General features: G+C 65.1%; 13 protein-coding genes. 3 read left to right on the top strand and 10 right to left on the bottom strand.

What is annotated here, in order from left to right; genetic code table 11:
- Positions 1-51: 51 nt before the first annotated feature.
- From ugpB to pilM, 8 genes are all read right to left on the bottom strand, one after another.
- Complete coding sequence (gene ugpB, locus AWB81_RS19450; protein ID WP_062638179.1) at positions 52-1,377, bottom strand: sn-glycerol-3-phosphate ABC transporter substrate-binding protein UgpB; 1,326 nt, start codon at positions 1,375-1,377, stop codon at positions 52-54.
- Positions 1,378-1,444: 67 nt separating this feature from the next.
- A complete protein-coding gene (locus AWB81_RS19445) occupies positions 1,445-2,665 on the bottom strand; it encodes a deoxyguanosinetriphosphate triphosphohydrolase (protein WP_062638178.1) in 1,221 nt (406 codons plus the stop codon).
- A gap of 45 nt (positions 2,666-2,710) precedes the next feature.
- On the bottom strand, positions 2,711-3,787 hold the full coding sequence (gene aroB, locus AWB81_RS19440) for a 3-dehydroquinate synthase (protein ID WP_062638228.1): 1,077 nt from the start codon (positions 3,785-3,787) through the stop codon (positions 2,711-2,713).
- Positions 3,788-3,795: 8 nt separating this feature from the next.
- Positions 3,796-4,347: a shikimate kinase AroK gene (gene aroK, locus AWB81_RS19435; protein WP_062638177.1), complete on the bottom strand. Its 552-nt coding sequence runs from the start codon at positions 4,345-4,347 to the stop codon at positions 3,796-3,798.
- 98 nt (positions 4,348-4,445) lie between these two features.
- On the bottom strand, positions 4,446-5,963 hold the full coding sequence (locus tag AWB81_RS19430; RefSeq protein ID WP_062638227.1) for a type IV pilus secretin PilQ: 1,518 nt from the start codon (positions 5,961-5,963) through the stop codon (positions 4,446-4,448).
- Positions 5,964-5,977: 14 nt separating this feature from the next.
- Positions 5,978-6,850: a hypothetical protein gene (locus tag AWB81_RS19425; protein WP_062638176.1), complete on the bottom strand. Its 873-nt coding sequence runs from the start codon at positions 6,848-6,850 to the stop codon at positions 5,978-5,980.
- On the bottom strand, positions 6,847-7,497 hold the full coding sequence (locus AWB81_RS19420; protein ID WP_087135070.1) for a PilN domain-containing protein: 651 nt from the start codon (positions 7,495-7,497) through the stop codon (positions 6,847-6,849). The genes AWB81_RS19425 and AWB81_RS19420 overlap by 4 nt, the downstream gene beginning before the upstream one ends.
- A complete protein-coding gene (gene pilM, locus AWB81_RS19415; RefSeq protein WP_062638175.1) occupies positions 7,494-8,489 on the bottom strand; it encodes a pilus assembly protein PilM in 996 nt (331 codons plus the stop codon). The genes AWB81_RS19420 and pilM overlap by 4 nt, the downstream gene beginning before the upstream one ends.
- Before the next feature lie 193 nt (positions 8,490-8,682).
- Here pilM and AWB81_RS19410 point away from each other — a divergent pair, with 193 nt between their 5' ends.
- Positions 8,683-11,082: a penicillin-binding protein 1A gene (locus AWB81_RS19410; RefSeq protein WP_062638174.1), complete on the top strand. Its 2,400-nt coding sequence runs from the start codon at positions 8,683-8,685 to the stop codon at positions 11,080-11,082.
- Between the two features lie 39 nt (positions 11,083-11,121).
- Here the strand turns inward: AWB81_RS19410 and cyaY are convergent, their stop codons facing one another.
- Positions 11,122-11,439 carry an iron donor protein CyaY gene (gene cyaY / locus AWB81_RS19405; RefSeq protein WP_062638173.1) on the bottom strand — a complete coding sequence of 106 codons (318 nt, stop codon included), beginning with the start codon at positions 11,437-11,439 and terminating at the stop codon, positions 11,122-11,124.
- A gap of 35 nt (positions 11,440-11,474) precedes the next feature.
- On the opposite strand from cyaY, the gene lptM reads away from it, so the two are divergent.
- On the top strand, positions 11,475-11,801 hold the full coding sequence (lptM, locus tag AWB81_RS19400; RefSeq protein ID WP_062638172.1) for an LPS translocon maturation chaperone LptM: 327 nt from the start codon (positions 11,475-11,477) through the stop codon (positions 11,799-11,801).
- Positions 11,802-11,873: 72 nt separating this feature from the next.
- A complete protein-coding gene (gene lysA / locus AWB81_RS19395; protein ID WP_062638171.1) occupies positions 11,874-13,136 on the top strand; it encodes a diaminopimelate decarboxylase in 1,263 nt (420 codons plus the stop codon).
- Between the two features lie 55 nt (positions 13,137-13,191).
- On the opposite strand, the gene msrQ is transcribed toward lysA, so the two are convergent.
- Positions 13,192-13,845 carry a protein-methionine-sulfoxide reductase heme-binding subunit MsrQ gene (gene msrQ, locus AWB81_RS19390; RefSeq protein ID WP_062638225.1) on the bottom strand — a complete coding sequence of 218 codons (654 nt, stop codon included), beginning with the start codon at positions 13,843-13,845 and terminating at the stop codon, positions 13,192-13,194.
- Positions 13,846-13,849: the final 4 nt, after the last annotated feature.

Genomic DNA, 13,849 nt, shown 5'->3' with positions numbered 1-13,849 from the left:
AAGCGCGAAAAATGAGCGGCCGGGCGTTGCATGCGCCCGGCCGCGATGGCTTTAGCTGCCGGCTTTCTCGAAACGGCGCAGCAAGTCGTCGCCGCGCGAAACCGACGAATCGAGCGCATCCTTCGGCGATTTCTTCTGCGCCCAGACCTGTTCAAGCTCCTCGTCGACCACCGTGCGGATCTGCGGCATGTTGCCGAGGCGCAGGCCCTTGGTGTACGGCAGCGGAGGCTTGTTCAGCATCTGCCTGATCGCGACGTCGGCGCCGGGGTTCTTGTCGTAGAAGCCCTGGCTTTTCGTGAGATCGTAGGCCGCGGTCGTCACCGGCAGATAGCCCGTGTCCTGATGCCACTTGGCCGCGACCGGCGGTGAGCTCAGGTACGCGAGGAATTTCGCAACGCCCTTGTAGACCGCCGGGTCCTTGCCCGACAGCACCCACAGGCTCGCGCCGCCGATGATCGCGTTTTGCGGCGCGCCCTTCACGCTGGCGTCGTAAGGCATCATGCCGACGCCGAAATCGAACTTCGCGTATTTCTTGATGGTCGCGCGTGAACCCGATGAGTTCGTGATGATCCCGCAGTCGCCGCTATAGAACTTCGACACGGGCTCGTCCTTGCGGCCGACATAGGTGAACGTGCCCTCCTTCGCCATGTCCTGCAGGAACTGGATATGCGCGACCTCCAGCGGCTTGTTGAATTCGAGCTTGGCGTCGGCGCCGTCGAACCCGTTGTTTTTCGTCGCGAACGGCGCGGCATGCCACGCGCTGTAGTTCTCCAACTGGATCCAGCTTTGCCATCCCGACGAATAGCCGCACGACAGGCCCGACGCCTTCAGCTTCTTCGCGTCGGCTTCGACGTCGGCCCAGGTCTTCGGCGGCTGTTCGGGATCGAGCCCGGCCTTCTTGAACGCTTCCTTGTTGTAGTAGAGAACGGGCGTCGAGCTGTTGAAGGGCATCGAGATCAGGTGGCCGGTCTTCGCGTCGCTGTAGTAGCCGGAGATGGTCGGCACGAACGCCTTCTCGTCGAGCGGCACGCCCGCCTGCTTGAACACGTCCGAGACGGGGATCACGGCCTTCTTGGCCTGCATCATCGTGGCCGTGCCGACCTCATAGACCTGCAGGATCGCCGGCGCGTTGCCGCTGCGATAGGCGGCGATACCCGCGGCGAGCGTCTGGTCGTAGGTGCCCTTGAACACCGGCACGATCTTGTAGTCGCTCTGCGACGCATTGAAATCGTTCGCGATGTCGTTCACGCGTTCACCGAGCGCGGCTTCCATCGCGTGCCAGAACTGGATTTCCGTCGCGGCCTGCGCGTCCGTGCTGGCGCCGAATGCAAGCACTGCGGCGGCGGAAATCGAGCGAAACAAGGGCTTGAAACTCATCGATACGTCTCCGTTTTGGTGAAGCTGACGCCCATGCGGCACAAGCAGCATGGAAAAAGCGCCGATTCTAGTTATCGTCGATGACAAACAGGCGTTGATATTCCTTCAATGCATAGCGATCGGTCATGCCGGCGATGTAGTGCGCGATCAGGCGCGCCTGTGAGCTGTCGTAGGTCGGCGCGGCAGGATCGTTCGCCGATTCCTCCGCCACCGGACCGCGCGCCTGATAGGCGGGCGGCAGGAGCCGCGGATCGTCGGTGAATGCCTCGAAGAGGCCGGTCACGACGCGTTGCGCCTTGTTCGCCATGCGCATCACGCGGTAATGGCGGTACAGGTTCTTGAACAGGAAGCGCTTGAGCGAGGCCGCCTGCGACGCGATCTCCTCGCTGTGCGCGACGAGCGGCGGCGCATTGCGCACGTCGTCGATCGACTCGGGGCGCACGCGCGCGAGATGCATGCTCGTCGTGTCGATCAGATCGACGATCAGCGTGTTGATGATGCGGCGGATCGTCTCGTGGATCAGCCGACGCCCGTCGATGCGCGGAAACTCGTTCTTCGCCGCCTCGTGATGCGTGTGCCACAGGCTCACTTCGGACAGCTGGTCGAGCGTGATGAAGCCGGAGCGCAGGCCGTCGTCGACGTCGTGATTGTTGTACGCGATCTCGTCGGCGACATTCGCGATCTGCGCTTCGATCGACGGCTGCTTGCCGGTGAGAAAGCGCTCGCCGAGTTCGCCCAGCTTGCGCGCGTTCTCGCGCGAGCAATGCTTGAGGATGCCTTCGCGGGTCTCGAAGCAAAGATTGAGGCCGTTGAACGCGCCGTAGTGCTCTTCGAGCTGGTCGACGACGGCGAGACTCTGCAGATTGTGTTCGAAGCCGCCGTGATCGCGCATGCATTCGTGCAGCGCATCCTGGCCCGCGTGGCCGAAAGGCGTGTGGCCGAGATCGTGCGCAAGCGAAATCGCTTCGACGAGGTCTTCGTTCACGCGCAGATTGCGCGCTACCGACCGCGCGATCTGCGCGACTTCGAGACTGTGCGTGAGGCGCGTGCGGAACAGGTCGCCTTCGTGATTCACGAAGACCTGCGTCTTGTATTCGAGCCGACGAAACGCCGTGGAATGCACGATGCGATCGCGATCGCGCTGGAACTCGGTGCGAGCGGAAGGCGGGGCTTCGGGAAAGCGCCGGCCGCGCGAAGTCTCGGAATGGGCCGCGTACGACGCGAGATGCGCTTCCAGCGCGAACGCTGCAGGCGTGCCCAGGACCAGCTTTCGTTCTGTTTCGCTCACCGGCTGCTCCGCATCATCATCGTGTTCCGGCCGCCGCGTATTGGCTCAGACGCTTGCCGCGAGTGTCGCGCGCACCGCTTCGTCGGGTGCGTTCGTGATCTGCGTGTCGCCGAAGCGCGTCAGCAGGATGAATTTGATCTCGCCCGCCTCGGCCTTCTTGTCGACCTTCATCAGGTCGATGTAACGATCCGCGCCGAGCACGGGCGCCCTCACCGGCAGCTTCGCCGCCGAGATTACGTCGACGAGACGCCTGCGCGACGCTTCGTCGAGCTTGCCGAGCCGCACCGAGAGATCGCCCGCCATCACCATCCCGCAGCCGACCGCCTCGCCATGCAGCCATTCGCCGTAGCCGAGGCCCGCTTCGATCGCGTGACCGAAGGTGTGGCCGAAGTTGAGGATCGCGCGCAAGCCGCCTTCGCGTTCGTCGGCGGCAACCACGGACGCCTTGATCTCGCACGAGCGCTTGACCGCGTGCGCGAGCGCTTCCGGGTCGCGGCGGTTGAGCGCGTCGATATTTGCTTCGATCCACTGGAAAAATTCCGCGTCCGCGATCGCGCCTGTCTTGATCACTTCGGCGAGCCCGGCCGCGAGTTCGCGTTGCGGCAAACTGCGCAGCACGCCGATGTCGGCGATCACGGCTTGCGGCTGATAGAACGCGCCGATCATGTTCTTGCCGAGCGGATGGTTGATCCCGGTCTTGCCGCCGACCGACGAATCGACTTGCGAAAGCAGCGTGGTCGGGACCTGGATGAACGGCACGCCGCGCATGTAGCATGCAGCGGCAAAACCCGTCATGTCGCCGACGACGCCGCCGCCGAGCGCGATCAGCGTCGTCTTGCGGTCGGCGCGTTCGGTCAGCAGCGAATCGAAGATCTGGTTGAGCGTTTCCCAGTTCTTGTGCGCTTCGCCATCCGGCAGGACGACGGTCGTCACCTTCTTGCCGAGCGGCGCGAGCGCGGCGCGCAGCGTCTCGCCGTAGAGCGGATCGACAGTGGAATTGGTGACGATCGCGACCGACGATCCGGCGATATGCGGCGCAAACAGTTCGGTCCGCCCGATGAGATCGGCACCGATGTGGATGGGATAGGCGCGCTCGCCCAGTTCGACGTTGACGGTAATCATGGCGGACATTATGACTCAGCCGGTTTGACGACGCCGGCCATCTCTAGTTGCATCAGGACCATATTGACGAGCGCGTTCACGGTCGGCCGCCCGGTTTCGACGACGAAATGCGCGCAGTCGTGATAGAGCGGATCGCGCGTCGTGAAGAGCGCTTCGAGCTTGCCGCGCGGATCGTCGGTCTGGAGCAGCGGCCGGTTCTTGTCGCGACGCGTACGCTGCCAGAGATCGTGAGGATTTGCGCGCAGATAAACGACGATGCCGCGAGATTTCAGATGTTCGCGATTTTCAGGGCGCAATACCGCGCCGCCGCCCGTCGCGAGGACGATACCGTCGCGCTGCGACAATTCATCGATGATGCTCGCCTCGCGCTGCCGGAATCCTTCCTCGCCCTCAAGTTCCCAGATGACCGGAATCCGCGCGCCGGTGCGCGCCTCGATCTCGTGGTCGGAATCGATGAACGATCGCTGCAGACGGCGCGCAACCGCACGGCCCACGGTGGTTTTTCCCGCCCCCATGAGTCCGACAAAAAAGATGTTCGCGTTCGCGTGCCCGGCCTGCAACTCGGTTCCTTTAAGGTGAATCTGAATTTTGTTCGTGCGGCAGCTTAAGGGCAAACCGCCCGCTTTGTCGAGTCTGGACGCCCCTCCGGCGGGCTTCGTCAGCCCGGCGGCGTCACGACATGCGGCGTGATGAAGATCACCAGCTCGCTCTTCGAGGTTCGCCGCGTGTCGTGCCTGAAAAACCAGCCGACAACCGGAATTTTCGACAGCAGCGGCACGCCCGTCACGTCTTCCCGTTCGTCTGCAGAATAAATGCCGCCGATCGCCACCGTCCCTCCGTCTTTCACTTCGACGCGCGTCTGCACGTGTTTCGTGTTGATCGCCGGACCGGCGGCGGTCTCTTCGCCGACGCTGTCCTTTGACACGTCCAGGTCCAGGATCACGCGCCCGTGCGGCGTGATCTGCGGCTCGACCTCCAGTTTGAGCGCAGCGCGCCGAAACTGCACCCCCGACACGCCATTTCCGACCTTCGCCCGGTAAGGAAGCTCCGTGCCCTGCTCGACGAGCGCTTTCACGCGATCCGCCGTGATCACGCGCGGACTCGACACAATCTGCCCGCGCCCTTCCGCCTCCAGCGCGCTCAGTTCGACGTTCAGGAGCCGCGTCGCCTGCGCAGCGAAGAGCGTGAGGCCGGCCGTCGCGGCGTCGAAACCGGAAATCGGCCGCGCCGACAGGTCGTAGATCGCGCCGTCCTTGCCGCCCACGACGCCGCGCGGCGAGTCGCCCGGCCCCGTCATGGAAAGCTTGACGCCGAGATTGCGCGAAAAACCGGCGTCTCCCTCGACGATCCTCGCCTCGATCATCACCTGCGGCGTCGGCCTGTCGATGCGTGCGATCAGTTCGGCGATCTGCGCGATCCGCGCGTCCAGGTCCGTGACGAACAGCAGGTTGGTGCGCGAGTCCGCCATCACCGAGCCGCGTTTGGACAGCACACGCTGGCTGCCCGCGCCCGTCAGGAGCTTCCTGACGTCGTCGGCGCGCGTATAGCGCAACGCGAACGTGCGGCTCGCGAGCGGTTCGAGATCCGCGGCGCGCGCGTGCGCCTCGAAGCGCAGCTTTTCGCGCGCCGCCAGTTCCGTGAGCGGCGCGACCCAGATCACATCGCCGTGGCGTTCCATCGCGAGGCCGTTGACTTCTAGAAGCGTGTCGAACGCCCGCCGCCACGGCACGTTCGTCAGATTCATCGTGACGACCCCGCGAATCTTCTCGCTCGCAACGATGTTCAGCTCCGAGAACTTCGTGAAAGTCTGAAGCACCGCGGGCAAGTCGGCGTTTTTCAGGTTCAGCGTGATCGGCTTGCCGTCGCCGGTTGCGGCGGTCTGGGACGCGTCGGCGCGGCTCAGACGCTGGAGCGGCGGCGCTGCGTCGGCGGCGGGTGCATTCGTGACCGCGGGCTTCTCGGCCGGTTTTTCGGCAGGCGCGAGCCACGCGGAATCCTGCGCGGCTGCGTCGGACGGCTCGGTTGACGCGGCAACCGGCACGGTCGTATCGACAGCGAACTGGTCAGTCGGCAGCGTATCGGGCAGCGGGGGCAGCGGCGGGACCGCGCTTTCGGCAGCCAGCGCCCGGCACAACAGAACGGCGGCGATGGCGAGCGTCCGCCGCCGCGTCTTCATCGATGCTTGCGCTTTCACGGACGATCCTCCACGAATGCCACCGAACGCGAGCCGCCGTCGTCGCGCGAAAGATCGATCGAACGGGCATGGACGCGTCCGAGCCATTCATCACCGATCAGCTGGCCGGTCGCGAAGCCGTCGACGCCCTTCGCCGTCTCCACCAGCGCCATCGCGCGCTCGCGCCCGAGCAGCGTCCCGACGAGCAGCATGTCGCCCGCCGGGCCGGACGCAGCCGAGCCCTCCTTGCCGAACGGATCGATGAGAGAGACGTCACGAGAATCGGTGTTCGCGGGGCGCGCGACAGCAGGCAGCGTTTCGAAGACGCGCAACGTCGCGTCGACCGTGAGCGAACCCGGCCCGCGCTTCAACTGCACTGCATCGGCGACGACCAGCCACGGAAGCGAGCCGAGCGCGTCGAGAAACCGATGCACTTCGCCGAACGTGCCTTCCGCACGCAGTTTCAGCGCCCGCTCGCCGTCCGCCGCGCCGCTCTTCGAAGCCGCGACGGGCACGACCGAGCCGAGCCGCAGCCCGCCTTGCGCGGCGAGCGTCGAGATCGCGTGCAGCGCGTCGGCCGTGCTCCAGCGCACGGACGCGTTCTCCGGCAAGCCCGCGCGCCTGCGGAATTCCGGCAGCGCGTCGATCATACGGTCGGTTCGCTGTGCGCGCTTTTGCGCTTCTTCGAGCGCCGAGCGGCTGGCGTCCAGCCCGCTCGCGCCCGACGCACGGTACGCGTGCACGCCAAGCGCGCCCACGATCACGCCGATCGCTACCGCGCTGAGAATTATCCGCCGACGGCTCCACAAGTCGATCGGTTCCAGGATAAGTCGCTTGAGACGGTTCTTACGTCGAATCGGACGGTTGAGATTCATTGGGAGCGTGCTCATTTCGAACTCCCTTTGGCCGAAGCCACGAGCGCCTTCTTCGGAGGCGCAAGCGGCGTCTCGACCGTCCATCGCACGAGCGCGGTGAATTCATAGCCGCTCGCGATACCGGGCGTCTGGGTCGCTTTCGCGCGCACCGGCGCCGGAGCCGGCCGCTTCATTTCGACCACTTCGACCGCCTGCACGCCGCGCACGGCCTCCAGGCGCTTGAGCCAGCGCGCCGCCGCCTGCGAATCGGACGCGAACGCGGCCAGTTCGACCTCGTTCGTCCGCTGCGACACGCGCTGCAAAGCGACGCCACCCTGCTGCGCATCAGCGAGCGCGTCGAGCAATGCAAGAAAGCGCGCGGCCGGCGCGGCGAGCGGCCCGGCGGTATCGCGCGCGCGGCGCCGTTGCGCTTCGGCTTCGGTCAGGCTGCCGTGCCCCGCCACTTTCGCGCCCGACGCGCGCAAGGACGCTTCGAGCGCCAGGCGCCGCTCATCAAGCCGAGCGCGTTCGAACGCATCCCAGCCCGCCGCCGCGCCGACCGCCGCACAGCCCGCGAGCGCAGCGGCAGCCAGCGCCGTGAGCCGCCGGTTGCGCGCTTCCCGCCGTTTTTTCGATCGATAGGGAAGGACGTTGAAACCATCGACCAGTACGAGGCTCGTCATTGCATCACCTCGCGAAGCGCAAGTCCGAACGCGACCGCAAAGCGCGGCGAGTGCCGCAGCGTTTCGTCGATGGAACTCGCGCCATTGCAGAACGGCGCGCACTCGAACGGCAGCACGGGACAGCGCAGGGTCGCGGAAAGTTGCGCCGGCGCGCAGTCCGCGTGAGCCAGCAGCTCGACGTCTCCGCCGACGAACACCCAGTCCGGCGGTCCTTTCTCGCCGACCAGATCGCGCAGTGCGTCCGGAACGGACGAATATTCGGGCGACGGATAGCGCAACTCGTTCTCCACGCCGTCCTCGCCGACGAGCCACGCGTAGAGTCCCGTGCTCTCCACCCAGCACGCGATGTAATGGTCACGCGAATCGATTTCGATCGTGCCCGCATGGCGCATCGCTCGTAGCGCGGCGGCGGGTTCGCCGTCGATAGCGGACAGCGCGATACCCGCCGCGGCCGCCGTCTCGACACGCGACTCCACGTGTTGCCGCGCGGTCGCCGCAATCGACACCTGCGCGCATCTGTCGTCCTGCGGCTCGACCGACCAGTCGACCGCGAGCGCGGCGCGCTCGATGCCCGCCGCGCGCTCGGCTTCGGCGAGCACTGCCGGTTCGAGGAGGCCGAGCGGATCGCGGCCGCCCGCCGCGCTCTCGTGCGCCTCGATCAGCCGCGAAATCGGCACGCGCGTCAACAGCGTCGCGGATGCCGGCAGTCCCATCGCGCAACGCAGCCCGCGCCACGTGCCGCGGGCGGGCAGCCGCGCGAACGCCTCGCGCAAGGCGGCGGCCACCGAGTGGCGATCGACGAAATCGCCGCCGATCACCGCCCCCGCTTCTAGCGGCACCGACTCCAGATGCTCGACGCACACCGGCCCGTTCGCCCGCAGCCGCCTGCTCACGACGGCCACGCGCACCGCCCGCTCGCTCACATCGATTCCCGCTGCGTACCGGCGCGTGACCGTCAGCACCGATCCGCGCAACGCCTGTTCCCTGCCCATTCCCGCCTCCTGTATTCCATCGCGCCGAACCGTTCGGCCGCTTGCAGTAGGAGAATTGTGGTGAGGGCAGCGCCCCGAGAACATTCGTCCGAACGGCTAACGCGAGCGACACGCGTCGCTCGCTGCGTACCTTCGCTGACAAAGCCGGTAAAGTGGGGCAGCTATAATCGCGGGACCGTTTTTTGGTGGTGCTATGCAATCCTCTACCCCGTCGACCCCGCCGTCCCAGCCGCCCAAGCGGAAGAAACGCCCGTTATTGCTGCGGCTTTTTCTGGGATTTTTCATATGTATTTTCGCGCTGATCATCAGTGCGGGGCTCGTCCTCGGATATGCGCTCGTCGTGGCCCAGCCGAACCTGCCGTCACTCGACGCACTCACCGACTACCGGCCCAAAGTACCGCTGCGAATCTATACGGCCGATCACGTGCTGATCGGCGAATTCGGTGAGGAACGGCGTAGCGTCGTGCGCATCCAGGACGTGCCGGATCATCTGAAAAAAGCGATTCTCGCCATCGAGGACGCGCGCTTCTACGATCACGGCGGCGTCGATCTGACGGGCATCCTGCGTGCGGGCACCGTCGCGCTGACGAACGGCCACGCGTCGCAGGGCGCGAGCACGATCACGATGCAGGTGGCACGCAACTTCTTCCTGTCGAGCGAGAAGACCTACACGCGCAAGATCTACGAGATGCTGCTGGCTTACAAGATCGAGCGGGCGCTGACAAAGGATCAGATTCTCGAGGTGTACATGAATCAGATCTATCTCGGCCAGCGCGCGTACGGCTTCGCGAGCGCCGCACGGGTCTATTTCGGCAAGGACCTGAAGGATGTGTCGCTCGCCGAGTCGGCCATGCTCGCGGGCTTGCCGAAGGCGCCGTCCGCGTATAACCCGGTGGTCAATCCGAAGCGCGCGAAGGTGCGTCAGGAGTACATCCTGCAGCGGATGCTGGAGCTGCGCTACATCACGCAGGACCAGTACGACCAGGCGGTGAAGCAGCCGCTCGTCGTGAAGGGCGCGGGGCGCGAGTTCAGCGTGCACGCGGAGTACGTCGCGGAAATGGTGCGGCAGATGATGTACGCGCAGTATCGCGAGGAAGCGTATACGCGTGGACTGAACGTCGTGACGACCATCGATTCCGCCGACCAGGACGCCGCGTATCACGCGGTGCGCAAGGGCCTCATGGATTACGAGCGCCGTCACGGGTATCGCGGGCCGGAAGGTTTCATCGAGCTGCCCGCGAACGCCGACGACCGCGAACAGGCCATCGACGACGCCCTCGCCGAGCATCCGGACAACGGGGAAATCGTCGCGGCGGTGGTGACGTCGGCGAGCACGAAGCAAGTGAAGGCGAGCTTTATCGACGGCAACGTGGCGACGATAGAAGGCAACAGCCTGCGCTTTGTCTCGAACGCGCTCTCGACCCGCGCGCAGCCGAACCAGCGCATCCGTCCGGGCGCAATCGTGCGGCTCATGAAGAGCGACGACGGCAACTGGATCATCACGCAATTGCCGCAGGTGGAAGGCGCGCTCGTCTCGGTGGTGCCTCAGGACGGCGCGATCCGCGCGCTCGTCGGCGGGTTCGACTTCAACAAGAACAAGTTCAATCACGTCACGCAGGCATGGCGCCAGCCGGGGTCGAGCTTCAAGCCGTTCGTGTATTCGGCGTCGCTGGAAAAAGGCCTCTCGCCGGCGACCATCATCAACGACGCGCCGCTCTTCTTCAGCGCCGCCGAAACCGGTGGCCAGCCGTGGGAGCCGAAGAACTACGGCGGCGGCTTCGACGGCCCGATGAGCATGCGCCAGGCGCTGCAGAAGTCGCGCAACCTGGTGTCGATCCGCATCCTGAACCAGATCGGCACGAAATATACGCAGCAGTACATCACGAAGTTCGGCTTCGACGCCGACCGCCATCCGGCCTATCTGCCGATGGCGCTCGGCGCCGGTCTCGTCACGCCGCTGCAGATGGCGACCGCGTATTCGGTGTTCGCAAACGGCGGGTATCGCGTGAATCCGTACCTGATCGCCGATATCACCGATCCGCGCGGCTCGGTGGTTTCGCATCCGCAGCCGCTTGTCGCGCAGGAAAGCGCGCCGCTCGCGATCACGCCGCGCAACGCGTATGTGATGAACAGCCTCTTGCAAAGCGTCGCGCAGCGCGGCACGGGCGCGAAGACAAATGAGCTGAAGCGCGGCGACCTCGCCGGCAAGACGGGCACGACGAACGATTCGCGCGACGCCTGGTTCGCGGGCTATCAGCATTCGCTCGTGGCGATCGCGTGGATCGGCTACGACAATCCGCGCACGCTCGGCGACAAGGAAACGGGCGGCGGGCTCGCGCTGCCGGTGTGGATCGACTACATGACGCGCGCGTTGCGCGGCGTTCCGGAATGGCGCGCACAGCAGCCACCTGATGTGACTTCGCTCGGCGGCGAACTCTACTACGACGACATGACGCCGGGACACGGCTTCGTCGCGACGATCGGCGTGAGTCAGGCGCCGCTGTCGGAAGGCGTTTCGGGCGTGGCTGCGCCGACGCCCGACGTCGGCGAGCAGGAAAAGCAGGACATCATGAACCTGTTCAAGGGCCAGTAAGGCAAACGCGCGAGCAGCGCGCTTGCCGGCCCGCGCCGGTCAGGCCGAAAAGCTGACCGGCTCGCCTGCCTGTTCCGTCGCGTATTTCGTCAGCGTCGCGAAGAATTCGGAGTTGTCGCGCGTGTCGCGCCACTGGCCGTCGAGGTATTTGTAGTGAAATCCGCCCGCCTTCGCCGCCAGCCAGATCTCGTGTTTCGGCGGCTGCAAATTGACGATCACCTTCGTGCGATTCTCGAATTCCAGCGTCAGAACATTGCCGCTGCGCTCGAACTCGATATCCGCTTCCGCCTTGTCCACTGAGCGTTCGATGGCCGTCAGCGCGGCCTCGGCGAGGGTCAGGTATTCCTGGTCGGTCATGCTAAACTCCAGCGATTATTTATTCAGGGACAGTCATGCGAGTCGTTTTCAGGATGAGCGCGATTGTAACGGCTTTGGCCGTTTCCGCCGTCGTGGCGGGCGCGCTCGGTGGTTGTGGTCAGCGCGGTGCGCTCTATCTTCCGACCACCCCGCCATTGCCCCAGCGTCCGGGCGATCTCCAGGAAGCGTCGCCGTCCGATGTCACGCCGACCGGCGAAAACGCGTCGCGTACCGGCAAGACGCCCGGCACGTCCGACGACGACTCCGTGCCCGATACCTCCGGCCAGCCGCTCACGCTTTCACCGGACACTGATCTGAAATCCGGTGCCGCGGCACCCAAAGCCGCATCATCGGCCTATTGAATCCGGCCTATTGAATCCGGCCTATTGAATCCGGCCTGTTGATTCCGACGCTTCACCGTTCCCAGGTTTCGCATGACTCAATCCGCATTCTCCTACGTCGACGACGTGCTGCACACCGAAGGTGTGTCCGCCGCCTCGCTCGCCGACCAGTTCGGCACGCCCCTCTACGTCTATTCGCGCAGCGCGTTGACCGCCGCCTATCGCGCCTACGCGGACGCGTGCGATGGCAAACTCGCCAAAATCCACGTCGCCGTAAAGGCGAACAGCAATCTCGCGGTGCTCAACGTGTTCGCGCGGCTGGGCGCGGGGTTCGACATCGTCTCGTCGGGCGAACTGGCCCGCGTGCTGGCCGCGGGCGGCAAGGCCGAAGACACGGTGTTCTCGGGCGTCGGCAAGACGGCAGCCGAAATGCGCGAGGCGCTCGACGCGGGCGTCAAGTGCTTCAACGTCGAATCGATCCCGGAACTGCACGCGCTGAACGACGTGGCGAAGGCTGCGGGCAAGAAGGCGCCCGTGTCGCTGCGCGTGAATCCGGACGTCGATGCGAAAACGCATCCTTATATTTCCACCGGGCTGAAATCGAACAAGTTCGGCGTAGCATTCGCCGACGCGCGCGCGACCTATCGCGAAGCCGCCGCGATGTCGAATCTAGACGTGATCGGGATCGACTGCCACATCGGCTCGCAGATCACCGAAATCAGCCCATATCTCGATGCGGTCGACAAGCTGCTCGAACTCGTCGAGCAGGTCGAGGCAGACGGCGCGCAGATTCGTCACGTCGACGTCGGCGGCGGCCTCGGTATTACGTACGACGACGAGACGCCACCCGATATCGGCGATTTCGTGCGCGCGGTGCTCGCGCATATCGAGAAGCGCGGCCACGGCCAGCGCGAAGTGTATTTCGAGCCGGGACGCTCGCTCGTCGGCAATGCGGGCGTGCTGCTGACGCGCGTCGAGTATCTGAAGCCGGGTGAGGAAAAAAACTTCGCCATCGTCGATGCCGCGATGAACGACCTCGCGCGCCCGGCGATGTACGAGGCGTTCCACCGCATCGTTCCGGTCGTGAAACGCGCGGCGCCGGCGCACGTGTACGACGTCGTCGGGCCGGTGTGCGAAAGCGGCGACTGGCTCGGACGCGACCGCGAACTTGCGGTCGAACCGGGCGACCTGCTCGCGGTCTGCTCGGCCGGCGCGTATGGCTTCGTGATGAGCTCGAACTACAACACGCGTCCGCGCGCCGCCGAAGTGATGGTCGACCACGAACGTGCGCGCCTCGTGCGCGAGCGCGAGGAAGTGAAGCAACTTTTCGCCGGGGAATCGATTCTGCCGGAGTGAGCGTCGGCGCTTCCCAGCGCTACCAAATAAAAGCGATGCCTCGGCATCGCTTTTTTTATCCTCGCGCGCTCTTGCTTCGAAGCCATACAATCAGCCGCCAGCCCAGCAGCGCCACGACGATCGCACCGTAAATCTTCGGCAGAGTCAGATCGTGCTTGCCCGCCTTCATCCACCAGAAATGCAGGATCACGAGCGTTGCGATCGCGTAGATGGCTCGGTGCAGTGTCTGCCAGCGGCGGCCGAGCTTTTTCACCATCGCTTTCGGCGAGGTGACCGCGAGCGGAATCAGCAGCACGAACGCAGCGAACCCGACCGTGATGAACGGCCGCTTGCCGATGTCCTTCACGATTGCGGCGACGTCGAACCATTTGTCGAACCACAGGTACGTCGTGAAATGCAACGCGGCGTAGAAGAACGCATAGAGACCGAGCATCCGGCGAAACCGCAGGAGCGCATTCGCGCCGGTCAACCGCCGCGCCGGCGTGATCGCGAGCGTGATGCACAGGTAGACGAGCGTCCAGAGGCCGGTCGAGCGCGTGATGAATTCGATCGGATTGGCGCCGAGTCCATCCGTGACGCCGAGGAACACGAGGCGCGCGAGCGGATAGAGCGCCGCCATGAACACGATCACCTTCGCCGGCACGATCCAGCCGCTGCTCGACCTCGCTGCTTTAGACGCAGGCCGCTTGATATCGGATGCGGTTGGCATGCGG

Origin of the sequence: Caballeronia arationis (assembly GCF_001544975.2) — a bacterium.
Classification (GTDB): domain Bacteria; phylum Pseudomonadota; class Gammaproteobacteria; order Burkholderiales; family Burkholderiaceae; genus Caballeronia; species Caballeronia arationis.
Note: the sequence above shows the minus strand (reverse complement) of the source record. Positions and strands in the feature narration are given on the sequence as shown.